The organism is Bradyrhizobium sp. WU425, from assembly GCF_021052305.1.
Classification (GTDB): Bacteria; Pseudomonadota; Alphaproteobacteria; order Rhizobiales; family Xanthobacteraceae; genus Bradyrhizobium; species Bradyrhizobium canariense_D.
In genome coordinates this window covers 2,004,893-2,028,795 of the sequence record NZ_CP088089.1, presented here as the reverse complement: position 1 = coordinate 2,028,795, position 23,903 = coordinate 2,004,893, and the positions used below count along the sequence as shown (strand labels likewise).

General features: G+C 63.3%; 26 protein-coding genes. 5 read left to right on the top strand and 21 right to left on the bottom strand.

Annotated elements, in window-relative coordinates:
- Positions 1-4: 4 nt before the first annotated feature.
- The 5 genes from BcanWU425_RS09755 to BcanWU425_RS09735 all read right to left on the bottom strand — a co-directional run bounded on the left by BcanWU425_RS09755 (position 5) and on the right by BcanWU425_RS09735 (position 5,051).
- On the bottom strand, positions 5-1,054 hold the full coding sequence (locus BcanWU425_RS09755) for an L-idonate 5-dehydrogenase (RefSeq protein WP_085361528.1): 1,050 nt from the start codon (positions 1,052-1,054) through the stop codon (positions 5-7).
- Positions 1,051-2,457 carry a TRAP transporter large permease gene (locus tag BcanWU425_RS09750; RefSeq protein ID WP_085351941.1) on the bottom strand — a complete coding sequence of 469 codons (1,407 nt, stop codon included), beginning with the start codon at positions 2,455-2,457 and terminating at the stop codon, positions 1,051-1,053. Before BcanWU425_RS09750 ends, BcanWU425_RS09755 begins: the two co-directional genes overlap by 4 nt.
- Before the next feature lie 4 nt (positions 2,458-2,461).
- On the bottom strand, positions 2,462-3,040 hold the full coding sequence (locus BcanWU425_RS09745) for a TRAP transporter small permease (RefSeq protein ID WP_018454000.1): 579 nt from the start codon (positions 3,038-3,040) through the stop codon (positions 2,462-2,464).
- 136 nt (positions 3,041-3,176) lie between these two features.
- On the bottom strand, positions 3,177-4,136 hold the full coding sequence (locus tag BcanWU425_RS09740; protein ID WP_018453999.1) for a sialic acid TRAP transporter substrate-binding protein SiaP: 960 nt from the start codon (positions 4,134-4,136) through the stop codon (positions 3,177-3,179).
- A 105-nt stretch (positions 4,137-4,241) separates the two neighbouring features.
- Positions 4,242-5,051, bottom strand: a complete 810-nt coding sequence (locus BcanWU425_RS09735) for a FadR/GntR family transcriptional regulator (RefSeq protein WP_204512153.1) — start codon at positions 5,049-5,051, stop codon at positions 4,242-4,244.
- A gap of 145 nt (positions 5,052-5,196) precedes the next feature.
- Between BcanWU425_RS09735 and BcanWU425_RS09730 the strand changes: the two genes are divergently transcribed.
- Together BcanWU425_RS09730 and BcanWU425_RS09725 are read left to right on the top strand one after the other, a co-directional pair.
- Positions 5,197-6,666, top strand: a complete 1,470-nt coding sequence (locus BcanWU425_RS09730) for a mannitol dehydrogenase family protein (RefSeq protein ID WP_204512154.1) — start codon at positions 5,197-5,199, stop codon at positions 6,664-6,666.
- Positions 6,667-6,765: 99 nt separating this feature from the next.
- Complete coding sequence (locus BcanWU425_RS09725) at positions 6,766-7,173, top strand: nuclear transport factor 2 family protein (protein ID WP_231190395.1); 408 nt, start codon at positions 6,766-6,768, stop codon at positions 7,171-7,173.
- A 70-nt stretch (positions 7,174-7,243) separates the two neighbouring features.
- On the opposite strand, the gene BcanWU425_RS09720 is transcribed toward BcanWU425_RS09725, so the two are convergent.
- Positions 7,244-7,960 carry an HAD family hydrolase gene (locus tag BcanWU425_RS09720; protein WP_204512155.1) on the bottom strand — a complete coding sequence of 239 codons (717 nt, stop codon included), beginning with the start codon at positions 7,958-7,960 and terminating at the stop codon, positions 7,244-7,246.
- A 144-nt stretch (positions 7,961-8,104) separates the two neighbouring features.
- On the opposite strand from BcanWU425_RS09720, the gene BcanWU425_RS09715 reads away from it, so the two are divergent.
- The gene (locus tag BcanWU425_RS09715; RefSeq protein ID WP_204512156.1) at positions 8,105-8,959 is read left to right on the top strand and encodes an SDR family oxidoreductase; all 855 of its coding nucleotides are present in this window, start codon (positions 8,105-8,107) and stop codon (positions 8,957-8,959) included.
- Between the two features lie 7 nt (positions 8,960-8,966).
- Here the strand turns inward: BcanWU425_RS09715 and BcanWU425_RS09710 are convergent, their stop codons facing one another.
- Complete coding sequence (locus BcanWU425_RS09710) at positions 8,967-9,854, bottom strand: dienelactone hydrolase family protein (protein ID WP_018453993.1); 888 nt, start codon at positions 9,852-9,854, stop codon at positions 8,967-8,969.
- Positions 9,855-9,965: 111 nt separating this feature from the next.
- Entirely contained in the window at positions 9,966-11,255 is a 1,290-nt protein-coding gene (locus BcanWU425_RS09705) for an MFS transporter (RefSeq protein ID WP_204512157.1), read from the bottom strand.
- A gap of 395 nt (positions 11,256-11,650) precedes the next feature.
- On the opposite strand from BcanWU425_RS09705, the gene BcanWU425_RS09700 reads away from it, so the two are divergent.
- The gene (locus BcanWU425_RS09700; protein WP_018453991.1) at positions 11,651-12,229 is read left to right on the top strand and encodes a MarR family winged helix-turn-helix transcriptional regulator; all 579 of its coding nucleotides are present in this window, start codon (positions 11,651-11,653) and stop codon (positions 12,227-12,229) included.
- Positions 12,230-12,242: 13 nt separating this feature from the next.
- Here the strand turns inward: BcanWU425_RS09700 and BcanWU425_RS09695 are convergent, their stop codons facing one another.
- On the bottom strand, positions 12,243-13,244 hold the full coding sequence (locus BcanWU425_RS09695) for a hypothetical protein (protein ID WP_085385301.1): 1,002 nt from the start codon (positions 13,242-13,244) through the stop codon (positions 12,243-12,245).
- 818 nt (positions 13,245-14,062) lie between these two features.
- Here BcanWU425_RS09695 and BcanWU425_RS09690 point away from each other — a divergent pair.
- A complete protein-coding gene (locus tag BcanWU425_RS09690) occupies positions 14,063-14,833 on the top strand; it encodes a response regulator transcription factor (protein ID WP_018453989.1) in 771 nt (256 codons plus the stop codon).
- Between the two features lie 173 nt (positions 14,834-15,006).
- On the opposite strand, the gene BcanWU425_RS09685 is transcribed toward BcanWU425_RS09690, so the two are convergent.
- The 12 genes from BcanWU425_RS09685 to flgK all read right to left on the bottom strand — a co-directional run bounded on the left by BcanWU425_RS09685 (position 15,007) and on the right by flgK (position 23,893).
- Positions 15,007-15,465, bottom strand: a complete 459-nt coding sequence (locus BcanWU425_RS09685; protein ID WP_085351948.1) for a hypothetical protein — start codon at positions 15,463-15,465, stop codon at positions 15,007-15,009.
- Positions 15,462-15,974 carry a FlgN protein gene (locus BcanWU425_RS09680; protein ID WP_018453987.1) on the bottom strand — a complete coding sequence of 171 codons (513 nt, stop codon included), beginning with the start codon at positions 15,972-15,974 and terminating at the stop codon, positions 15,462-15,464. Before BcanWU425_RS09680 ends, BcanWU425_RS09685 begins: the two co-directional genes overlap by 4 nt.
- A gap of 42 nt (positions 15,975-16,016) precedes the next feature.
- Positions 16,017-16,496, bottom strand: coding sequence for a rod-binding protein (locus BcanWU425_RS09675; protein ID WP_018453986.1), 480 nt, complete (start codon positions 16,494-16,496; stop codon positions 16,017-16,019).
- Positions 16,493-16,912 (bottom strand): hypothetical protein, encoded by a 420-nt coding sequence (locus tag BcanWU425_RS09670; RefSeq protein ID WP_018453985.1) that lies wholly within the window; start codon positions 16,910-16,912, stop codon positions 16,493-16,495. Before BcanWU425_RS09670 ends, BcanWU425_RS09675 begins: the two co-directional genes overlap by 4 nt.
- Positions 16,913-16,918: 6 nt before the next feature.
- Complete coding sequence (fliR, locus tag BcanWU425_RS09665; RefSeq protein WP_204512158.1) at positions 16,919-17,671, bottom strand: flagellar biosynthesis protein FliR; 753 nt, start codon at positions 17,669-17,671, stop codon at positions 16,919-16,921.
- Entirely contained in the window at positions 17,668-19,749 is a 2,082-nt protein-coding gene (gene flhA / locus BcanWU425_RS09660; protein ID WP_085385299.1) for a flagellar biosynthesis protein FlhA, read from the bottom strand. The genes fliR and flhA overlap by 4 nt, the downstream gene beginning before the upstream one ends.
- A 93-nt stretch (positions 19,750-19,842) precedes the next feature.
- Positions 19,843-20,109, bottom strand: a complete 267-nt coding sequence (gene fliQ / locus BcanWU425_RS09655) for a flagellar biosynthesis protein FliQ (RefSeq protein WP_018453982.1) — start codon at positions 20,107-20,109, stop codon at positions 19,843-19,845.
- Entirely contained in the window at positions 20,106-20,528 is a 423-nt protein-coding gene (gene flgD, locus BcanWU425_RS09650; RefSeq protein WP_018453981.1) for a flagellar hook assembly protein FlgD, read from the bottom strand. The genes fliQ and flgD overlap by 4 nt, the downstream gene beginning before the upstream one ends.
- A gap of 14 nt (positions 20,529-20,542) precedes the next feature.
- Positions 20,543-20,953 (bottom strand): flagellar biosynthesis repressor FlbT, encoded by a 411-nt coding sequence (flbT, locus tag BcanWU425_RS09645; protein WP_085351953.1) that lies wholly within the window; start codon positions 20,951-20,953, stop codon positions 20,543-20,545.
- Positions 20,953-21,297: a flagellar biosynthesis regulator FlaF gene (gene flaF, locus BcanWU425_RS09640; RefSeq protein WP_018453979.1), complete on the bottom strand. Its 345-nt coding sequence runs from the start codon at positions 21,295-21,297 to the stop codon at positions 20,953-20,955. The genes flbT and flaF overlap by 1 nt, the downstream gene beginning before the upstream one ends.
- Before the next feature lie 67 nt (positions 21,298-21,364).
- Positions 21,365-22,411 (bottom strand): flagellar hook-associated family protein, encoded by a 1,047-nt coding sequence (locus BcanWU425_RS09635; RefSeq protein ID WP_085351954.1) that lies wholly within the window; start codon positions 22,409-22,411, stop codon positions 21,365-21,367.
- 3 nt (positions 22,412-22,414) lie between these two features.
- Positions 22,415-23,893: a flagellar hook-associated protein FlgK gene (gene flgK, locus BcanWU425_RS09630; protein ID WP_231190391.1), complete on the bottom strand. Its 1,479-nt coding sequence runs from the start codon at positions 23,891-23,893 to the stop codon at positions 22,415-22,417.
- Positions 23,894-23,903 lie beyond the last annotated feature (10 nt).

The following is a 23,903-nucleotide window of genomic DNA, read 5'->3' as shown; positions in this document are numbered from 1 at the left end:
CCGATCAGTTCGCGGTCAGCACGACCTTGACGCTCTGCGAGCGGTCGAGCGCCAGCCGCAGCGCGTCCGGCGCGGTGGACAGCGGCCGCTCGGCGGTGACCAGCGACAGCACGTCGACGCTGCCGTCCGCGATCAGCTCCACCGCCGTCATGAACTCAAGCCCGAAGCGGAACGAGCCGCGCAGGTCGATCTCCTTGGCCATCACCGCATTGGCCGGCACCGGAATCTGGCCACCCGGCAAATTGCCGATCTGCACCACAACGCCGCCGCGCCTGACGATACCGATCGCACTGGCAAGGCCTGCAGCCGTGCCCGAGACTTCGAAAGCGACATCGTAGGGGCGCGAGGTGGCCTGCGCCTTCAGGCCTTCCTCGCCGGCTGCGACATTCTCGACGTGAGAGGCGCCGAGCCGGGTCGCAAAGGCCAGCGGCGCCGGCGCGATGTCGGCCACCGTGATGTCGGTCATGCCGGCGCGGCGCGCGGCGAGCATGGTCAGAAGCCCGATCGGACCGGCGCCGAAGATGATGCCGCGCTTGCCATCGATGTTGCCGGCACGCGCGACGGCGTGCAGGCAGACCGCGAGCGGTTCGGCGAGCGCCGCGGCCTGATAGGACACATGATCGGGAATCTTCACGCACTGTGCCGGGATCGCGTCGAAATAGTTGGCAAAGCCGCCCTGCATGTGCGGTGTCTTCGAGGCCGAGCCCATGAAGTAGATATTTTCGCAGAGGTTCTGCCGGCCTTGGCGGCAGGCGCCGCAATGGCCGCACCAGCGCGACGGGTTGACGGCAACGCGGTCGCCGACCTTCAGATTTGCCGCGGAGCCCGCGATCTCCACGACCTCGCCGGAGATTTCATGGCCGAGCACCAGCGGCGATTTCACCACGAAATCGCCGGTCCGGGCATGGCGGAAATAATGCATGTCCGAGCCGCAGATGCCGCCGGCGCCGAAACGGAGGCGCACCATGCCTTCAGCGAGCTTGTCGAGCGGATGCTCGACCATGCGCAGATCTTCGGGGCCAAACAGGGTTGCGGCGAGAGCAGTTGAGGTCATTTGGAAAGTCCCATGTATTTCGGTAGCCACAGGGTCAATTCGGGGATGTAGGTGATCGCGATCAGCGCAACCATCAGCGGCACCAGCCACGGCAGGATCGCCACCGTCGTGCGCTCGACCGAGAGCTTTGCGACGCGCGCGAGCACGAACAACACCATGCCGAGCGGCGGATGCAGCAGACCGATCATCAGGTTCAGCGTCATGATCAGACCGAAATGGATCGGGTCGATGCCGAGCTTGAGCACGATCGGCAACAGGATCGGCACCAGAATGGTGATCGCCGCCGTGGTGTCGATGAAGCAGCCGACGAACAGGATCAGGACGTTGGCGAGCGCCAGGAACACCCATTTGTTGTGGGTGATGCTGAGCATCCAGTCCGACAGCATCTGGGCTGCCTGCGACACCGTCAGCAGCCAGGCGAAGATCGAGGCTGCCGTGACGATGAACAGCACCGAAGCCGTGGTCTCGATGGTGTCGAAAGTCGCTTTCGCGACCGTTTTCATCGTCATGGTGCGGTAGCGTACCAGGCCGAGGAACAGCGACCAGATCACGGCGGCGACCGCGGCTTCCGTTGGGGTGAACCAGCCGAGCGTCATGCCGCCGATCAGGATCACCGGCGCCATCAGCGCCATCACCGCGGAGAAGTCGAAGTACCAGTCGATCGCGAGCAGCGCGAACAGGCCGAGACCAACTGCCCAATTGGTGGAGAGACCGGCGACCGTCAGAAGCCAGACAGCCATCGGGAAGCTCAATACGACGAGGATCTCGAGCCCCGCCGATCCCAATTGCGGCCAGGAGAACGGCGTATCGCTGCCCCATTTGTTCTTGTGCGCGAAGTAGGTGACGGTGGCCATCATCAGGAGCGTCAGCACGACGCCTGGAATGACGCCCCCCAGAAACAGCGCGCCGATCGAGACGTTGGCCATCATGCCGTAGATCACGAAAGGCAGCGACGGCGGGATGATCGGCCCGAGCGTGGCGGAGGCCGCGGTGACGCCCACGGAGAATTCCGTCGAGTAGCCGTGGTCCTTCATCGCCTTGATCTCGATGGTACCGAGACCGGCGGCATCCGCGATCGCGGTGCCAGACATGCCGGAGAAGATCACCGAGCCAATGATATTGACGTGGCCGAGGCCGCCGCGCATCCAGCCGACCAGCGCGACGGCGAATTTATAGATGCGCCCGGTGACGCCCGCGATGTTCATGAGATTGCCGGCCAGGATGAAGAACGGCACGGCGAGCAACGGAAAGCTCTCGACACCGGCGATCATGCGCTGCGCCAGCGTGACGTCGGGCGTCACGCCGCTGACCAGGATGTAGAGCAGCGACGACGCCGCCATGGCGATGGCCACGGGAACGCCGAGCAGCATGAGGATGAGGAAGCCTCCAAGCAACAGCAACATGGAATTACCCTTCAAAGCCGTCGTAGGCGCCGGGACGTTCGAGGATCGAGTAGCCCTGCCGCAAATGTTGTATGGCCACTTGCACCGAGCGGACGAACATCAGCACGAAGCCCGCCAGCACGGCGTAATAGACGTAGTCCTTGGGAAGATTGATGGTGGTCATGGATTCGTCGCCGATGATCTGGATGTAGACCCAGACCAGCTTGATGGCGTAACCGAAGAAGACGATCCGGATCAGATCGATCACTGTCGACAATGCGCGCGCCACAAGGTGCGGAAGATAGCGATAGAGCAGGTCGACCTGGATGTGCCGCGACAGCCGCACGCACATCGAGGAGCCGATGAAGACCACGCCGATCAGGCAGTAGGTCGCGATCTCCTCGGTCCAGGCGTAGCTGTCGTTGAGGACGTAACGGGTGAAGAACTGGAGGAAGACGGCGAGCGCCATCACCCAGAAGATCGCCAGCGCGACCCAGTCCTCAAAAGCGTAGATGCCGAGATCGACCTTGGGCGTCGCCTCTTCCTCGAAGGTGTGGGCGATCTCGTCCGCGGTGATCTGCCGGTGCGTTTCGGCGGTGGACATGGGTGTGCTCCTCAAACTGATCACGTCGTTCCGGGATGGTGCGTCAGCACCAGACCCGGAACCTCGAGATTTTCAGGTGCGCAATTGCACACCGTAGTTCGGTCCAGCGGACCGCCCCGGGATGGCGACTACGTCATTACTTCACCGCCTGAATGCGTTCCCAGTCGGCCTTGCGGTAGCCGAAGGTCTCGAACGCGACGTTCTTCAGCACGGTGTCGCGGAACTCGCTCTTGTCGACCTCGGTGACGGTCAGGCCCTTCTCCTTGAAGAAGGCGACCAGCTTGGCCTCGTTCTGCTTGATCTCCGCGGTCGCCTTGGCGGCGGCCTCCTGCGCGACGTCGGTGAAGGTCTTCTTGTCCTCGTCGCTGAGCTTCTTCCAAAGCGCACCGGCCACCACCGTGTTGAGATGGTCGACGATGTGGCCGGTCAGCACGATGTGCTTCTGCACCTCGTAGAACTTCTTGGCCTCGATCGTGGTGAGCGGATTCTCCTGGGCTTCGACGGTACCGTTCTGGAGCGCCAGATAGACTTCGGCGAACGCGATCGGCGCGGTGTTGGCGCCGCAGGCGCGCGGCATGGCGAGATAGGCGGGCACATCGGGCACGCGCATCTTCAGACCCTTGAGGTCGGCACAGGTCTTGATCGGCTTGTTCGACGAGGTCTGGCGCACGCCGTAATAGGTCACCGCGACGATGTGGTGGCCGCTCTTGTCCTCATAACCCTTGGTGAGCTCCTTGAAGATGTCGCTCTTGGTGTAGGCGAGCAGATGATCGGCATCGCGGAAGGTGTAGGGATAATAGGTCACGCCGATCGGCGGAAAGCTCTTGGCCGCGAAGCTCGAGCCGGAGATGATGATGTCGACCGAACCGAGCGAAAGGCCCTGGTTGATGTCGGCCTCCTTGCCGAGCTGCGACGCTGGATAGACGTCGATCGCATAGCGCCCGTTGGTGCGCTTGCCGATCTCCTGCGCGGCCCAGACCGAAGCAGTGTGGAAGGGCTCCGAGGTCTCGTAGACATGGGCCCATTTGAGCTTGGTCTGCGCCATGCCGGCGCCAGCCGTAGCAATCATCGCCGCGGCCGAGACCGCCAGCACCATTGTCATCTTTTTCAACACTGACTTTTCCTCCATTTTTCAAGTCTGCTTCTTTTAAATCTGCTTCTTGTCCGCCCGCCCCCAAACGCGGGTGCGGGCCGCACGATCTCATCGCGGTCGCGCGCTGCTGCTCGCAGCTCGCTTCTTCTTCGGCGCACGTTCCGGTTTTGTCGGTTTTGCCGTCGATCGCGCCGCGCGCCCGGAGGACGGTCCTGCCGCGCTCTCGGCGCCGAAGTTCTGCGCAAAGCGCTCCTGGGATCTCGCGAGATGATCGCGCATGGCTTCGCGCGCGGCCCCGGGATCATGCGCCGCGATCGCGTCGCGCACCGCGCGATGCTCGTCGAGTGCAGTGCGCCACGTGCCCGGGCTCTCGAAATAATGCGCAAGCTGCGCGAAATAGGGATTGAGGCGCTGGTCGAACAACTCGCCGACCACGCGCACCAGAACGGCATTGCCGAGGCTTCCGGCGATCGCGACGTGGAAGGCGCGGTCGTGGACCATCGAGGCTTCGCCGGGGTGTTCTACATTCTCCATCGCGACAAGGGACGCATCGATGCGGGCAAGGTCGTCCTTCGTCGCCACGCGCGCGGCTTCTTCGGCGATGGCGCTTTCCAGGAACTCGCGGGCACGCAACAGCTCGAACGGGCCCTCGATGACGGAAGCAGGCGCGGTCGCCGCAACCGTCGCAGGCTCGATCACATAGATGCCGGAACCGACGCGGATACGAAGGCGGCCCTCGACTTCGAGCGCGATCAGGGCTTCGCGCACCGTCGGCCTGGATATCTTGAGCTGCTCGGCGAGTTCGCGCTCGGTCGGCAAGCGGCTGCCGACCGCGTACTCACCGCTGTCGATCAGGCTTCGCAATTGATCGGCGACTTGGCGATAAAGCCGTCTCGCCTCCACAGCTTCCAGCGGCACGCTGGTCCTCCCGAAAGGGTCATGCCGGCAGCTCTCGCTGCCCGCGGCCCGCCAATTTTGGAAAATTGGTCTTACCAATTGACCGCAAGCATTGACCGAGGACGGGCGCCATGTCAAGCAGCGGCCAAACAAGGGGAGAGACGACATGCGCCTCGGCCGCGCCAATCTCGACCGGCTGCCACCCGGCATCCGCCGCCCGGCCTACGACCGTTCGCGCGTCACCTCTGGCATCGTGCATCTCGGCCTTGGCGCGTTTCATCGCGCCCACCAGGCCGTCGTCATCGATGATTGCCTTGCGGCCGGCGCCACCTCGTGGGGCATCGTCGGTGCCAGCCTGCGCAGCCCGGACACACGCGACGCCCTCGCCCCGCAGGATCATCTCTATACGGTTGCCGTCCGTGCAGCCGAAGGCACCGAACACCGCATCATCGGTGCGCTGCTCGACAGCGTGGTCGCGCGCGAAAGCCCGGCACGATTGGTCGAGCGAATGGCCGATCCCGCCATTCGCATCGTCTCCCTCACCGTCACCGAGAAGGGCTATTGCCACACGCCCCAGACCGGCGATCTCGACGAACGGCATCCTGATGTCGTGCACGACCTCAACAATTTCGACGCGCCGCGCTCGGCTCCCGGCTTCATCGTCGCCGCGCTGGCGCGCCGGCGGGCGCTGGGCGCCCCGCCCTTCACCGTGCTGAGCTGCGACAACCTCGCCGCCAACGGCCACACCGTGCAGCGGATCGTGACGCAATTCGCCGCGCTGCGCTCGAAGGATCTCGGCAAGTGGATCGCGGATACGGTGGCCTTCCCCTCGACCATGGTCGACCGGATCGTGCCGGAGACGACGGATAGTGACCGCGATGCGGTTTCATCGGCGCTCGGTTTACGCGATGCATGGCCCGTCATGACCGAGCCCTTCACGCAATGGGTGGTCGAGGATCGCTTTACGGCCGGCCGGCCCGATCTTGCCGCCGCGGGCGTCGAACTGGTGAACGACGTCAAGCCGTTCGAGCTGATGAAGCTGCGGCTGCTCAACGCCAGCCATTCGGCGCTGGCCTATCTCGGCTATCTCGCAGGCTACGAGACCATTGCCGACACCATGCTGGATCCGCATTTCGCGCGCCTCGCCGCGCAGGTGATGGAAGAGGCCGCGGTGACATTGACGATGCCATCAGGCGCAGATCTGGCCGCCTATCGCGCCTCACTGCTCAAGCGCTTCGCCAATCCGGCACTGCATCACCGCACCTGGCAGATCGTGATGGACGGCTCGCAAAAGCTGCCGCAGCGCCTGCTCGGCGCGATCCAGGATCGTCTCGCCAGGAACCTGCCGATCGCGACGCATGCGCTCGCGGTGGCCGGCTGGATGCGCTACGTCAGCGGCCTTGACGAGAAGGGCCGCACCATCGACGTGCGCGATCCGCTCGCAGCCGAGTTCGCCGGCTTGGCGCGCGAGGCAGGTCCCGTCGCCGAACGATTGGCACCCGCGCTGCTCGGCGTCGGAAAAGTGTTCGGGCCCTTGGGCGCCGAGCCGCGCCTGCGCGAAGCCGTGACCGCTGCGCTCGGCCGGCTCTACAAGGATGGCGCGCGGCGTGCGGTGGAGATTCTGGTCTCGGCGTGACCACAAAACGGGCAGCGATGCTGCGTTGCGGTCCAGATCGACGGAAAGTCGACGGAAGTCTTGCTTGATTTTTGCCTGTCATTGCCCCACCCGAGAGGCATGGCAAAGGACAGCAAGGTGATCGCCGCGAACGCAGCGTTCTACGCCGCCTTTTCGACCGGCGATTTCGACGAAATGGAGCGGATGTGGGCGGACGATGACGCCATTTCCTGCACTCATCCCGGCTGGCCGGCCATCATCGGCCGGGCCACGGTGATCGGAAGCTGGCGCGACATCCTGCAGAGTCCGGAGCGGCCGCAGATCGTCTGCGCGGAACCGCAGGCCATCGTCGATGGCGACAGCGCGCGCGTGCTCTGCATCGAGATCGTCGACGGCACGGCATTGGCTGCGGCCAACCATTTTCGGCGCGTCGGCGACGACTGGCGCCTGGTGCACCACCAGTCCAGCCCGATCGCGCAGATTGTCGAGCAAGCTGAGGACGATAGAGCGAGCCACCGCGTCCATTAACGGGCGCCCGGCCCGCAGGCACATTCTACTGTGCATGGGGTTGTTTTTTCAGTTTTTTTGTTTTGCCGCCTCACCCGAGCCCCGACAGATCATCCAGCACGACCCGCGCCTGGCTAAAATCGTCGTCCCGGAAGAACATGCTTCTGGTGATGAGCACGGGAATGTTCGCCCGCGAAGCTGCGGTCAGGCCGTTAGCGGAATCCTCGATCGCGACGCAGTCGGACGCGTTGAGCTTCAGCCGCGCCAGGGTCTCGACATAGACATCCGGCGCAGGCTTTTTATGCCGCACGTCATCTCCGGCGACAATCGCATCAAAATCCGCGGCCCAGCACTTTCCCAGGGCGCGCGACAGCAGCGCGTCGATGTTGGCGTGCGACGTGGTCGTCGCGATCGCGAGCCGCTGGCGGCGCGCCTTGGCAGCGACGAGGAGATCCGTCACCCCGGGCCGTAAGGGGCAGCAGCCGGTTTGGACCAGTCCGGCATAATGCGCGGTCTTGATGCGGTGGAGTTCCGCGATGTCCACATCCGATAATGGCGCGGCGATCCTCAGCCTTTCATGGTGGGCGCGAATGCGTTCCTTGCCGCCCGTGACCCGCAGCAGGTCCTTGTAGACGGCCCGATCCCATTGCCAATCGAGACCGTGGCGGGCGAAGGCATGGTTGAAGGCCTGCCGATGCAGCTCTTCGGTCTCAGCCAAGGTGCCGTCGACGTCGAAGATCAGCGCGGCGGCGCGGCGGACTAGCTCAGCCGCGTCAGATAGCATGATGGCTGGCGCTTCTGCCTGCATGATCGATGCGTCCCTCCGGTGAGCGACCATCGCCTGCACAGGCGGGCGAGACAAATTGCAATATCTTTTGCCGGACCCAAAAATCTCTTATGAGCGGAGGCGCGCTGCGGCGCGAACGGGAACTCCGACCTGCAAGGAAGATGTATGCTGCTCTTTATCCTTGGCCTCGGCTACAGTGCGCGGCACTTCGTCCGCCTGTTCGGTGGCCGCTTCTCGCATATCGCCGGCACGGTGCGCGATCCCGCGCAGCGGGGCGCTCTCGCCGGCGTCGAGGTGCATGCTTTCTCCGGCAGCAGTCCGGCACGCGAGACGATCGAACGCATGAGGGACGCGGATGTCCTTCTCGTTTCGATCCCGCCCGGCAGTGCCGGCGATCCCGCAATCGCGGCCTTCTCCGGCCTGCTGGCGGCGGGCGGCGACCGCAAGATCGTCTATTTGTCCACGATCGGCGTATATGGTGATCACGCCGGCGGCTGGGTCGACGAGAGCACGCCGCCGAAGGCGGACCTCGACCGGACGCGCATGCGGGTCGCGGCGGAACAGGCATGGACCGACACGACCGGTGGCGACGCCGCGATCCTGCGGCTTGCGGGTATCTATGGCCCCGGCCGTAACGCGCTGGTGACGCTGCGCGCTGGAACGGCGCGGCGCATCATCAAGCCGGGACAGGTGTTCAACCGCATCCACGTCGACGACATCGCGAGCGCGATCATGGCTGCGATTCATCACCCGAGCGGCGGCACGTGGAACGTCTGCGACGACGAGCCGGCGCCGCCGCAGGAGGTGATCGCTTACGCGGCGAAGCTGATGAATGTTGCACCGCCGCCGGAAGAGCCGTTCGAGACCGCCGAGATGTCGGCGATGGCCCGCAGCTTCTATGCGAGCAGCGCCCGCGTCTCCAACGCGAAAATGAAGTGCGAGCTCGGCGTCACGCTTGCTTATCCGACCTACCGCCACGCCCTGGATGCGTTGTGGCAAGCGGGGGAAGGAGGATCATGATCAAGCGTCAGCTCAACACGCCATACTTCTTGAACCAGGCCTGGGCCTGCTTCCAGGCATCTTCTGCTGCGTCCTTGCGATAGCTGCCGCGGTAGTCGGCATGGAAGCCATGCGGCGCTTCCGGATAGATCTTGAACTCGGCCGTCTTCTTGTTCTGCTCCAAGGCTGTCTTGAGCTGCTCGACCTGGGCGACGGGAATGCCGGTATCGGCGCCGCCATAGAGGCCGAGCACCGGTGCCTTCATCTCGGGCGCGAGCTGCATCGGGCTCTTCGGCCACGGCCGATTGGCTGGATCGACCGGCGGACCGTAGAAGGCGACGCCGGCCTTGAGGCTGCCCCTGTGAGCGGCATATTCCCAGACGGTGCGTCCGCCGCGGCAGAAGCCGATGATGCCGAGCTTACCGGTGTCGCCGCCTTGCGATCCCGCCCACGCCACCGTCGCATCGAGATCGGACAGCAGCTCCGCGTCCGGCTTGGCATTGACGATCGGCAGCAGGTCCTTGATCTCGGTGACCTTGGTCAAATCGACGCCCTTGCGGAAATAATAGTCGGGCGCGATCGCGAAAGCGCCGAGCTTGCCGAGGCGCCGCGTCACATCCTTGATGTATTCGTGCAGGCCGAAAATCTCCATCGCCACGATGATCACCGGCGCTTTGGTGTTGCCGGCGGGGCGGGCAAAATACGCATGCATCTGCTCGGAGCCGACCTTGATCTTGGCGTCCCCGGTCTGGAGGCCGCGGGTGTCGGTCGTGATCGCCTCGGCGCGCACGGGCCCGGCCGCAAGCGTGTAGCCGGCGGCGACGGCCGCAGTCGCGCTCATGAATCCGCGGGGCGAGACCGGAGCGACCTTGGTCAGCCCGACGACGTCGGATGTCATGGTGGTATCGATACTCATGGGTTCATCCTTCCTGATGCGTGCGCCTGATCGTTCAGGCGACGCATTCGCCATAGTTGCCGGCAAACGCAAATCACCAGCCTGCGAACGCGCTGCTTTCAGGCCTTGTTTTCAGGTCTTGTTCTGATGCTGTTTCACTGGCGCAGTCTCGGGCATGAGGCTCATCGCGACTAGTCCGACGATCGCCGCGAGCAGCAGGTACCAGGCCGGCGCCAGCGGATTTCCGGTGACGTGGAGGAGCCAGGTGACCACGAGCTGCGCCGTACCGCCGAAGCTGGCGATCGCGACCGCGTAGACGGTCGCGAACACACCGCCGCGGATGTTCTGGGGCAGCGCCTCGGTGAAGGTCGCGTAGAACGCAGTGAACGGCAGCGAGCCGATGACGGACAGAACACCGAAACCAACCAGGAGCGACAACGCGCCGGAGGCATGGACGATCCAGAGGAAGGTCGGGTAGGTCAGCAGCAGCGTTGCGAGCTGCGGCCAGATCATCACCGGCTTGCGACCGAGACGATCTGCCAGCCAGCCCCCGACCAGCGCGCCGACAAACTGGATGCCGTTGCTGACCAGCGACACGGCGAAAGCCAGTGTCGACGACAGATGCAGCGTGTTCTGCGCATAGGTCGTCATGTATTGGGTGACGTAGGTCGAGATCGTGCCGCTTGCCAGGATCATCAGCGCAAGTCCGATGACGCCAAGGTGCCGTCTCGCCTGCGAGAGATGACCAGTGTGCTCGACGGTGCGGGCACCGGCTTCGGCCTGCGGGATAGTCTCGGGCAGCGTCCGGCGCATCCAGAACCCGAACGGCAGGCACACCGCTCCGATCAGAAACGCCACCCGCCAGCCATAGGCGTCGAGCATCTCCGGCCCCATCGTCTTACTCAGGATGACGCCGACGAGCGCGCCTGCGGTCGCGGCGATCTCCTGGCTGGCCGGTTGCCAGGCCACCACCAGCGCGCGATGCTGGGGCGGGGCGATCTCCATCAGATAGGCGGTGGTCGGTCCAACCTCCCCGCCCAGAGCAAAGCCTTGCGCCATACGCGCCGCGATCACGATGACGGGCGCTGCAAGGCCGATCGATCGATAGGACGGCGTGAGCGCGATGGTCAGGATCGATAGCCCCATGAGCGCGAAGCTCAGCAGCATGGCAGGCCGCCGGCCGATCCGGTCGGAATAGATCCCAAGCACGATTCCGCCGATCGGCCGCGTCACGAAGCCGGCGCCGAAAGTCGCCAGCGACAGCATCAGGCTGCCGTACTCGCTTCCCGTCGGGAAGAAGGTATGGCCGATCTGGATGGCGAAGAAGCTGTAGGTGATGAAGTCGTAGAACTCGAGCATGTTGCCGACGGTGGCGGCCAATGCTGCGCGCTTGACGCTGAACGGCTTCACTTGCTCTATCATTCCCGGGCTCGATCCTATTTCGATTTAACCGCCTAGCCGCATTGCAACGCAACATTCATTAACCGAAAACGGTGGTTCTCTCGCCCCCTTTTCCGCTGCCCGAGTTGCTGCCGATCCGTCCGCTCGCGCGATTCGAAGCGCATCGCGCAACAAATGGGCTTTGCGGTGGTCGCAGCGACACATCATGTTGCACGCACATCCCGCGCGAGCGGAATCTGCGCGTACACCGCGGTCATTTGAGTGAAATTTTCAGAAGAGTTGAGCCGGGGGATTTACTCGAACTTTGTTCGTGACGCTCTAGTTCCACGACTGGAAGGTTCCGCCTCTCTCAGGGAGCTTCATTATCAGCCACCCGGATTGCGCTGCCAAAAGCTCAATTGAGTAAAGATATTGAAATGTATTTGGCTCGCGAAGCGATCGAATTATTGGGGCAGATGGCCCGCATCCTGTGGTTCGAAGGCGCCAAGCATGGCCTGCGCGACCGCGAATGGATGGCGCTGCGTTTCCTCTCCCGTGCCAACCGGTTTTCCCGGACGCCCTCGGCGCTCGCCAGCTACGTTGGCACCACGCGCGCCACCGCCTCGTTCATCATCGGCGAGCTCGAGCGACTGGGCTACATCGAGCGCAAGCGCTCCGCCATGGACAAGCGCTCCGTGTTGCTGAGCGTGACGCAGCAGGGCAAGAAATTTCTCGTGCGCGACCCCACCAGCGTTCTGCTCGAGGCCATTGCCGTTCTCGACGACGAGGCCAAGACTCGCTTTCGCGACACACTCCGGCACGCGCTCGATCAGGCCGATGCGGCCGAACAGCGGCACCATACCGACGTCTGCAAGCGATGCATCTTCCTCCGCGAGGATCGCACCACCACGGACAGCAGGACGACCGCCGAGTTCAGCTGCCGCCTGTTTCGGGCGCCGATCGCGGAGGCGGAGGTCGATCTGCTATGCACCAGCTTCGAGCATCACCGCAAATAGAAGTGGCCCTCGATCAGGGCGTGGCCTTGCGTGACGAATAGATGACGCCCCCGCTGGACTCGACCACCAGACGTCCGTTCTCGTTTTTGATCTCCTCGATACGGCCAAGGCCGGGCACCTGCTGTCCCAACACCGCCTCGACGACGCCGTTCGGGCCTTGCAGGATCGCTATCCCCTCATAGGCCTGGCGGACCGACCAGCCCTTGACCGTCTTGCGCGGCGCCGAGATGCGCTCGGAAGGTGCTACCGATCCCGTGATCTCGGGCGTAGCGGCCGAGGCCATCATTGGCATTGGCTGTGTGGCGACGGGCGCCGGAGCCTGGGCCTGCACCTGGGCAAGCTTGTCGAGCTTCACCGTAGAGGACGAGCTCACCCGTTCGATGCGATCAAGATTTTCGCCAAACCGGCCAAAACGGTCATTGGTCGCCTTGCTCGATTGATCGACCGCGGTGCGCAGGCCGTCGAGATTGTCGGACACGCCCGACACCTGCCTGCGCAGTTGCGCCACCGTCTCGCGCAGATTCCTGATCTCAGTGTTGGCCGCGACGTTGCTCTGGGCAGGCTGCATGGTGAGATAGGCGATCACTCCGGTGCAGGCGCAGACGACCAGGATCGCAGCGACCGCCAATGTCGCGAGCGGCACGACCCATGTCGGACGCGGGGGCGGCGGCTTGGCCACGATCACGGCCGGCTTGATCACGATGGGCGTAGGCTTGGAAATTGCCATCTTGTCGAGGCGCGCCTTGGCGCGAATACGCTTCAGACCCTCGAGCGCCTCTTTCGCCAGAGTTTCATCACTCGCTGCTGCCGACGCAGGCTTGGTGTTCGCAGGCTTGGTATTTGCAGCAGGCTTGGTATTTGCAAAAGGCTTGGTATTTGCAAAAGGCTTGGCATTTACAAAAGGCCTGGCCGTCGGCGCCGCATTGTCTCTGGCATCGCGCGTCTCCGCGGCCGGTTTCGCCGCTGCGGAAACATCGGCGTTCGCGTTGGGACGAGCTTGTCCATCGGACAACATGCGAGAATGCTCCGTTCGGTTCGATCTGTCGAACGGTGACATTATTTGCCGAAGCTTGCCTGAAACGTGCGCATCGAAAACTTCTCATCACGCGCGATGCGACGTCACATGAGTCAAACGCGTCACGCACGTGGCGAGAGTGCGACTCGAAAGACACACCCTCGCCAAGATTTCGCCAAGCTGGAGTCGCCTCGCCATACATGAGTCGAATTGTCGCACGTGGAAACGCGATGACGAGAGTCAATCCCGGGTTGAAAACCCATCAATGTGCATGAAGCGCAGCACCACCCGAAATAGCTGTAATCATACGGGGATGCGGAACTTTAGAACCGCCAAGGTGCAAAACTAGTTCGAATTCCAAATCAACTGATGCGATTGAATATACAAAGAAACAACTCGAACCAAACCAACAGCATCAAGCACGTGTAGCAAACGCTTAGTTGCGCACGCTTGATCGGAAATCGGCAATTGTTACGGTCCTACTCAAGTGATTCTCGCCAGTTGGCGAGGGGATTGACACAGTACAGTAGCGTTCGGACGCATGAGCGACTTGGCGCAATTGTTCTAGGTCGCTTTCTCAATCCGCTCCGCGAGGTGATCCGCAAGACACCCGCCGAGCCTCACGCAGTAAGCGTTCAGTATCGAGTCGAAGTAGCAGGCCTGCGAGACGCAGGCACTGAATGCGTAGGGCTGCCCGCGAATATCGAAACCATAATAACGGTTCGCGGGAAGGAATATCGTCAAACAGCACAGTTGCCGAGCCGGGCATCACAACAACCAACCGGCCGTAACAAGTGCGAAACAGGGGCGAAAGACTGATGTATATTATCGTTGATGATCGCGAGAGCGTCACGAACAGCTATGTCGGAGGGCTCGTTCGCGAAGGTGTATCGTCGATCGGCTTCTCCTCCGGAGAATTCTGGGACTGGCTGCAATCTGCGAGTGAATCGGATCTGGCCGCGGTGGACGCCTTCCTCCTCGGGGATTGCGACACCCGCGGAAGCCTGCCGCGGGCGATGCGCAAGCGCTCCTCGGCGCCCATCATCGCCATGAGCGGCCAAAAGATGCTCAAGAACACGCTGGAGCTCTTCGAATCGGGCGTCGATGACGTCGTCCACATACCGATTCACCTCCGCGAGATCCTCGCCCGAACGGCCGCGATTGCGCGCCGCCGGGTCGGGGAACTGCCGAGGCCCTGCGAGACCAGGATCCAGGTCTTCTTCAACGGACGTGACCCCGAGATCGCTGGCCACGCCCTCACCCTGCCACGCCGCGAACTGCGCATTCTCGAATATATGGTCAGCAACCACGGCAAGTGGGTCACCAAGACGCAGATCTTCAACGCGGTCTACGGCATCTTCGAAGCGACGTTCGACGAGAGCGTGATCGAGAGCCACGTCAGCAAACTGCGCAAGAAGCTCCGCGACCGCCTCGGCTTCGATGCGATCGTGGCGCGGCGTTACGTCGGGTACCGCCTCGACATCCCGGCCGGCGAAACCATCGACGTGCCGATGCAGGAGCTCGACGAAGTCGGCATCCTGCTCAACAGGTCGCATGCCGCTCCGGCGGCGTATCCGGCCGGAAACTGATCGGCAGGGCGCTGCCACGCAACCGACAACGGCCTCGCGAACCACCTTCGCAGGGGCCGTTGTAGTTTCAGCGACATCAACGGCGAACAGAGGCGCGGCAGTACCGGCGCCGCGGCTCGCGTCTAAGTATAATTCTAGAGGCTCGCTTCTGATTCAATCAGAACCGGTAATGCCTAGGGCTTCTGCTGGAATTCTTCCTTCGACACGTAATTGAAGTCCTCGACAAGGACGTCCTGGACGACTTCGGCCTGCATTCGCTCGTTGACACGCTGCTTGATGGCCGTTGTGAGGGTGGAGAGGTCGTAACGGGCGAGTTTTCTGAAATCCAGGCGGTCGTCGGCATAGATCCTGCGGAAGGCTTCATCGACGACGAACGGCTCGGGCGGCACGTTGAGCTGATGCATGGTCCGCGCCTCTACGGTGTAGACGAAGCGCGCGACGATGTAGCCCTGTACGTTGCCACTCTCGACCATTGGCACGCTCAGGGCCCGCGTCTTCTGGTACTGCAGCCCGTCGAGATATTCATCCTTTGCCGGCAGCAGACTGCCATTTTCCTTCCAATAGGCCACGGCATAGCTCGTTCCCGCGGTGAGGATGCATACCCAGAGCCCGGCTAGCACGAGTCTGATCATTTTCCGTCCTGTGCTGCGCGGCCGGTATAGGTGCCGTCCGATTCGGCGTCCTTGATGGCCTTGACGATGATGCTCGCAACCTCGCGCACCGCATCGTAATGCATTTCGAGGATGGAACGGTTTCGCTCGAGCTTCTCGCGCAGCCGCTGGACCTCCTCGGTGATCTCGACCTCGCCGCCGAGGTGCATTCGTGCCCGCATCAGACGGACGAATTCCAGCATGCTCCGGCTCTTCCGGGCGCTGAACTCGTCGAAGTCGATCTTCTTGCCGGTCGCGAGCGCGGCCGTCTCCTCTTCGACGATGCCTTCGAGCCGGCGGATCGCAGCCAGCAGGCCGCGTACCTCGTCCGATCTCGCCGCGTCCGCGCCGTCGTTCGCCACCTCGCCGCCGACATTCGGCAGCAGCACGGGCAACAGGGCATCCCCCGACACGGCCGCCGTCGTCATCGCCTCGCGGTCCACGACCGGCTGTTCCATCACCAGGGCCGCCGCGCCTTCTTGTGCCTGCATAGGAAATTCACCCTTCAACTTCTGTCATCCATTCCCGGATCGTCATCCGGCCTTGCCCGAAGCGTCCGGTCCCGCCGGATGCGCGGCAGCGAGCTGCTTGGCAATGCCAATGCCCTTGCCCTTTGCCAGCTGAGCACCAAGCTGCTCCGCCAGCATCGACTTCCAGACGCCGCCGGCCGTGCCTTTTCCAAAGACCTGCTCCGACTCCTTCGGCAGCATCGTCTCGACGAAGGTCTGGAGGATGAAGGCCTCGAACTTGCGGTACACCTCGCCGGATGCCGGCGCCTTGATCACCTGCACCGGCGCCCCGTTCACCGCACCCGACTGGGGTTCCGAGATCTTCGTCGCGAATTGATCGGCAGCAGCCGCCTTGGCCTTGCCGACCTCCGCGTCCATCGTGGCGGCGAAATCCGCGTCCGATGATTTCAGCGCGTCGAGCTTCGCGGTGGCCGCGCGCTGCGTCACGGGATCGGCGGCGTCGAGGACGTCGAGAACGAGGTCGGGTGTCGCTGTCACGATCATGTCTTGGTCCGATTGGCTAGCCGTGGCGGCCACTCGCGCACGGTGAGGCTTGTTCCCGTCAGCTCCTCGAGCGATCGCTTCTCGGCGTCGCGAAGCTTGTCCGCGAGCGCCGCCTTCGCGACCTGCTCGAACTGCTTCACACGGCGGCTCTCCGTGCGAACCTGGTCGAGCTGCTGCGAGGCCTGGGCCTGAATCGCGCGAGCGCCGACGCTGGCTCTGGTCAGGCGCCGCGCGATCGATTCGCTCGATGATCCCGCCGGCGGCTTCCCCTCGTTGAGAGTTCCGACCAGCCATTCCTGCTCGTCCTGCAAGCTGCGCTCCTGCTGGCGCAGATGAGCGAGCTGCCACTCTGACAGCCGAAGCTGGAGCTTCACGAGCGAGACCATCCGGCCGAGCTTGTCCGCGCGCGACGTCATGACCGATCACTCCGCCAGCCACGACGAGACGCCGAGCATCAATTGCGTCAGGAGTTCGTCGCTGGTGAGGTAGAGCAGCAGGAAGCCGCCGAACAGCACGAAGGGCACCGAGATGAAATAGACCGGAATCGCCGGCGTCAGCTTGTTGATCAGGCCGACCGCCAAGTTGACGACGACCGAATAGACGATGAAAGGGCTGGCGATCCGCAGCGTCAGCACGAACGCCTCCGACAGCCTGCCGACGAGCTGGTCGAGCGGCATGCTGCCGCCGAGCCGGTCGCCGGGATGCCAGACGGCGTAGGAGTTCATCAGTCCGCGCAGGACCTGCCAGTGCTGGTCGGTCATGAAGAACAGCGTGGTGACGGCCGTCATGATCAGCGGCACCAGGGCCGGCGCCGGATCGGTATCGCCGACCGGGGTCCCCGGGATGTTGCTCAGCCCGATCGCGCTCGCCATCACGGTGGCCATGGTCTGGAGTGCGAGGAAGAACACGCGACCGCCGAGCCCGATGACGCAGCCGACCACGAGCTCGGAGCAGATCAGGAGCGCGAGCGTCAGGGGCGCCGCGTTGTCCGTAAGGGGTTTCAGGACGGCGATCAGGATCGGCGTCAGCGCAAACGTCGTGACGAGCGCGACGAACAAGCGGACCTGGGCCGGAACGTTGACGCTGGAATAGCCGGGCACCAGCATCAGGCAGGCACCGATGCGGCAGAACACGATGAACGTCACCAGCACGCTATCGGTGAGGCCGCTGATCACGATATGGCTCCGAGGGCCCGGATCTCGGTGCTGCGCGCGACCTCGACATGCGACAGGATCGGCAGTGTCGGAAAGACCCGCTCCAGGATCATCCGGACGTAGGGACGCGCTTCCGGGGTCACCGCCAGCACCACGCTGGTGCCGTTCTCGGTGAACTTGCGGATCGCGGCGCTGGCTTCGGTCGCAAACTGCTCGATCAGGCGCGGATCGGCGTCGAATTCGACGACGTCGCCCTTGGCGTCGCGCTTCAGGCTCTGGTGAAACGCGAGATCCCAACGGTTGCCGAGACGCACGACGTTGAGCACGCCGTTGTCGGAGAGATCGCCGCAAATCTGCTGGGCAAGACGGGTACGCACGTGCTCGGCCACCTGCTCGGAGCGCCGCACATGGGGCGCGATCTCGGCGATGGCTTCGAGGATCAGATGGAGGTTGCGGATTGACACGCGCTCGGCCAGCAGGATCTTCAGGATCGCAAGCAGCCCCGAATACGATATCTGCGACGGGCAGAGATCCTCGACAAGGCGCTTGTATTCGGGATCGAGCCGGTCGAGCAGGCCGCGCATGTCCTTGTAGGACAGGAGCTGGGCGAGGTTGGCCCTGATCACTTCGCTCAGATGCGTGAGCAGCACCGACAGATTGTCGACCGGCTTGCAGCCCTGACGCTTGACCTCGTCGGTGAAAGCGTCCGTCACCCACAGCGCCTTCATGCCGAAGGCCGGCTCGATCACCTCTTCGCCGGGAACGTCGGGCTTGCCATCCTTGTCGACCAGCACCAGCACTTCGCCGAGCCTGAGCTCGCCCTGGGCGACGCGGGTGTCGTGGATCCGGATCTGGTATCCTTTGGGATCGATCGACAGATTGTCGGTGAGCTTGATCTCGGGAACCACGAAGCCGTACTGCTTGGCGAACTTCTTGCGGATCTTGGCCACGCGGTGCGCCAGCTCGGTGCGCGAGCCCAGCAGATGGACCGAGAGGTGGCCGCCGAGCGCCAGCTCGATCTCCGCGGTCTTAAGCGATTCCTTGACGGATTCCTTGGCATCGACCTGGGCGCGTTCGTCGGCCTTGCGCGCATCTTCCTTGCGCCTCAGGGCTGCCTGCCGCCTCGGCAACGAGTATCCGACGAAGGCCATGACGCCGCCGAGCAGCAGGAAGGGCGCCGTCGGCAGCCCCGGCATCAAGGCGAGCACGAACATCATCAGCGCGGCGGCCGACACCGCGCGCGGATAGCCGCCGAGCTGCCGCAACACCGCCTGCTCGGCCGAACCTCTGGTGCCGCCCTTCGAGACGAGCAGGCCCGCCGACAGCGACACGATCAGCGCGGGCATCTGCGTTACCAGGCCGTCGCCCACGGAGAGCTTGGTGTAGACGTCGGCGGCGCGTGCCAGCGTCAATCCATGATGCGTCACGCCGATGATGATACCGCCGAAAATGTTGATCGCGGTGATGATCAGGCCGGCGACGGCGTCGCCGCGGACGAATTTCGAGGCGCCGTCCATGGCGCCGAAGAACGCGCTCTCCTCTTCCAGCTCGCGGCGCCGGCGCTGGGCTTCCTTGTCGTCGATCAGGCCCGCGGATAGATCCGCGTCGATCGCCATCTGCTTGCCCGGGATCGCATCCAGGGTGAAGCGGGCGCCCACTTCGGCGATACGCGTTGCGCCCTTGGTGATCACGACGAAGTTCACCGTGACCAGAATCGCAAAGATGATCAGGCCGATGACGAAGTCACCACCCATGACGAACTTCGAGAAACCGGCAACGACATGGCCCGCGGCGTTTTCGCCCTCCCCGCCGCGCGACAGGATGAGACGGGTCGTTGCGACGTTGAGCGCAAGCCGCAGGATCGTCGCGATCAGGAGCACGGTCGGGAAGGCCGAGAAATCAAGCGGCCGCTGGATCCACAGTGCGACCATTAGGATCAGTGCCGAGAGCGCGATCGAGAACGCGAGGCCGAGATCGATCAGGATCGGCGGTATGGGCAGGAACAGGATCGTGAGCATGGCCACGATGCCGCCCGCGAAAAAGGCGTCGGCGCCCAATCGTCGCGGGGTCGGCAGGCTAGCAGCTAACGTATCGGACATGGGTCACCGGCAGAGGATCCGGCCCGTAATCTGCCGTGCAAAGCTTACGCGGGGGTGGTGGCAGGGGTGGCAGAGGTGGCCGGGACCGTCGGGTCAGAAGCCGCGCTCGATGTGCGAATAGACCATCTCAGTGAAGGTGGAGAGATGGGCTCCGATGAAGGAGCCGGAGACGGCAACGACCACGAGAATGACGATGATCTTCGGAACGAAAGTCAGCGTCACCTCCTGGATCTGGGTCAGGGCCTGGATCAGCGCGATGATGGTGCCGACCAGCATCGCGGCACCGACGGCAGGTCCGGAGGCGACGATAATGGTCCAGATCGCCGCCTGGACGATGTCGAGAGCGTCCCGTTCGTTCATGACTGGCTGATCGTGAGACCGGGGCCGATCGCGACCTTCGTGCCGTTCTCGAGTGTCGCGACCGAGCCGTCGCTGTTGATGGAGATCGAGGCGACCTTGCCGCTGAAGCTCGCTCCTGTCGCATCCGTGAAGCTGACGGTCTTTCCGATCAGCCCGTCGGCCTGCGACAGCGACTGCGAAGACAGCAGAGCGTCGAGCTTGGTGTTGGTCTGCATCGCCTGCTCGACCGACGAGAGCTGCGCAAACTGGCTCATGTATTGCGAGGTATCCATCGGATTGGTCGGATCCTGGTTCTTCATCTCTGCAATGAGGAGCCGAAGAAACGTGTTGTAGTCGACGCCGGTGCTCGACGTCGACGTCGTCGAGCTGGTCGAACTGGACGACTTGCTGGTGCTATCGGTCGCGCTGGTGACGTTCATGTATCTCTCCGCGGTCAGGCAGCCTCGAATGGAGAATCAATCGTGGCGCCGGCCAGGATGGCCTGCTCCACTGGAAACAGTGCCCGAATCCGCTTGAGCGCGTCGAAGTAACGGGTCGCCCCGACCAGGTCGTCGACCGCACCAAGCCCGACCAGCATCTCCTGGCTCTCGCACACCGCGAGCAGAGCGGCGTGATGCTGCCCGTAGAGAGCCGAAGCATCCCGGACATCGGTCGGATTCATCAGCATGAGCTGGACGATGAAATAGAGCTGCCGCAGCGCCGTGGTGGCGTCGGAGGCCTGCATGATCTGTCCTTCGAGCAGGAACATCACGTCATTGACGAGCTCGACGGAGACCTTGCGGTCCACGCGCAGCACAGCGCCGTTGATGTAGACCCGTTCGCCCGCACGCAAGGATATCTTCATTAAAGTGCGTCTCGGATCAGGCGGTTGATTTCGATGAGCTGGATCACGTCATTCGACTTTTCTTCGCGAAGGCGGTCGGCTTCCTTGACCACCCACAGCCCGATCGAGATGATGTCGGCGCGCAGCTTTTCCGGAAGCCCGTTTTCCGGATGCGCGAGATCCTCGATGAAGATCGTCCACAGCCGCCGCACATAGAGCAGGCTCTCGACCAGATCCTCCAGGCTGAAGCGGTCCTTCTGGATCCGCTCGAGCCGGTCGATGCCAAGGCTGAGCGCCTGCCGCTCGCGGCCCCGCGCCTCATAGCCGCTCTCGTCAACGACCGCTTCATAGGCTTCAAACGTCATCAGGACAACTCTGCGCAGGAGACCGAACAATAAGACAAGGATTACGAGCCTTACGAAGGAGCGGGACTTAGAGATAGTTGATGAGGCTGATCTTCTGGAGCTGCGAGGTGAGCGCAAGTGCCGTCTGGATCTGCGTCTGCAAGGTGTTGACCCTGACGGAGGCTTCCGTCGGATCGACCTTCTCTATACCCACGATCTGATTGTTCAGAATGTCCTGCTGCGTCTTGAGCTTGTCGGTTGCTGAGGTGATCCGCTGCTGGACCGTGCCGATGTCGCCGCCGAGGGTGGCAAGGTCAGTGATGGCGTTTCCGACAAGGCCGATGGCCTTGTCCACGACAACCTGGAACGTCGCTTGATCCAGGTTGGCGTTCCCGAGATCTGCCATCATGGTGTAGGCCTCGGCGAGCTTGCGGAAGCCTGTCTGATTGGCGCTGACGGAGGTATCCGCGATCTCGGTCGTGGAGATACGGCTTTGCATGACCTGGTCGGTGGCCGATGACCAATTGGTGTTCCAGGCCGGGCTCGCGAACTCGGCATCGAAGGTGGTGTCGAGGAAGGTCTGCATCTGGGCCGGGGTGATGCTGTTCACGCTGGGCGATGATTGCGAGAAGCCGAAGGTCGCAAGGAAGTCGGCGTCGACCTGGTTCTTGCTGGCTGAGCCCGCGGTGTAGGCCGTGATCGGCGTGTTCTGCGTGTTGATGCCCGAGAAGAGAGACGAGCCGTTATAGGAGACGTTGAGCGCGCCAATCAGATCCTGGAGGTTGGAGGACGCAGGCGGCAGGATGATCCGTCCGCCGCCGTCGGTGCTGCGCGCCGCGATCAGGTCCTTGAGGAAGTCCGTTGCGGTCGAACCAAGCTGGGTGATCCGGCTCTGCGTTATGTCCAGACGTCCCGAGACCAGCCCGTTGGTATCGACGAGCTGATCGGCGAAGCTCAAATCCGCCCGCAGGGTGACGTCGCCTCCCGTCGTAGCACCAAGCTCGAGGCCGACATCGGCGAAGCGGCCGGTGGTGGCTTCCTTCGAGGCCTTGGCCAGCGCGGCCTGATTGTTGGTGATCGAAGACCTCAACGACGAAGACAGCATCAAGGTCGAGATGTAGTTTGCGCTCATCATGACTTAATTTCCCACGGCAGCCAGCAGGCTCTGCAACATTTCGTCGACGGTCGAGATGATCTTCGACGAGGCCGAATAGGTGCGTTCGACCTGAAGCATCAACGACATCTCATCGTCCATGTTGACGCCGCTGACGTTCGACAGCGCCGCGGTGCTGCGGTCGAGCAGCGTTTTCTGGTAGGTGACATTGGAGTCGGCGGTCTTGCGCTGGTTTTCGATCCAGCTCGTCGACGACGACGCGAAGTCGATCAAGCTGCCGTTCGGCTTGCCTTGCGTGGTCGCATCGAACGGCTGCGACGCATCCATGGCGCCGATGAGCTGCTGCACCCGAGCCGAGTAACCGCCGTTGCCGGCGGTATTGTATTGGTATGCGACGTTGCCGCTGATCGGGCCATCGCGCAGCAGGTTGGGATTACCGCCTTGGGCGGGATCGACCGATGCAGCAACGGATATCGTACCAGCGAGGCCCACCAAGACGGTAGCGCTCGCCGGCATCGCCGGCGCGCCCGGATAGGTGAAGAGACCGGGGACGTCGGGCAGCGTCGGAACAGGCGACTGGTCACTTTCCTTGAAGGCGTCGACCAGGCCGCGCGCGATTTCGTCGAGCTGGCTCTGGTAAGTAACCGTATCATTGTCGCGCAGCTGCGCCAGGCCAGCAAGCTTGCCGGACTTGAGCGGCATCGCGGAATTGGCGCCGGTCACCGGAACGCCGTCGATATAGACCGCATTGCCGGTGGTGCCGGCCGTATAGGCGTTCGTCGGCGCAAAGCTCACCGTTCGCGCCGTCTTGTCGAACAGCACGACGCCGCTGTCGGTATAGAGCGCCGCGTCGCCGTTGGGACGGAGCGACATCGAGACCCCGACCTCCTGCGACAGCTGCGAGACGATGCTGTCGCGTTGGTCGAGGTAGTCGGTGATGTCATCGCCGGAGATCGTCCCCTTCACGATCGCGGTGTTCACGGTCTGGAACTGGGAGAGCAGCCGATTGATGTTTTGAACCGACGTATTCATGTCGGCATCCGCGCCCTCCCGGGCCGACTGCACGGTCTGGGTCGCCTGATTGAGCGCGGTCGCCATGTCCTTGGCGGACGTCACCGCGGCCTGCGCCAGCGTGGTGTTGTCCGGGGCGTTGGCATATTGCTGGAGCGCCTTCTTCAGCGCATTGAGCTGCGCCGTCGGAGACTGGTCGAGTTCCGGATCGTCCACCGTGGCAGATGCGATCTTCTGGAGACCGTCAAGGATCGCGCTCTGCTTGGCCGACGTCGAGGTTGCGGTCAGCACGTTGGTGTAGAGACCCGAGCTCGCGGCGCGCTGGATCGCCGCCACGTAGACGCCGGTTCCCGGAAGGTTGTCCAGCACGGCAATCTTGCGCGAATAGCCGGCGGAGCTGGCACCGGCGATGTTCCGCGAGATGACCGACGACTGGATGCCCGACGCCATCAACGAGGAGCGGGCGGACTCGAGAGCGGCGGTAAGGTTCATGATCTGCTCT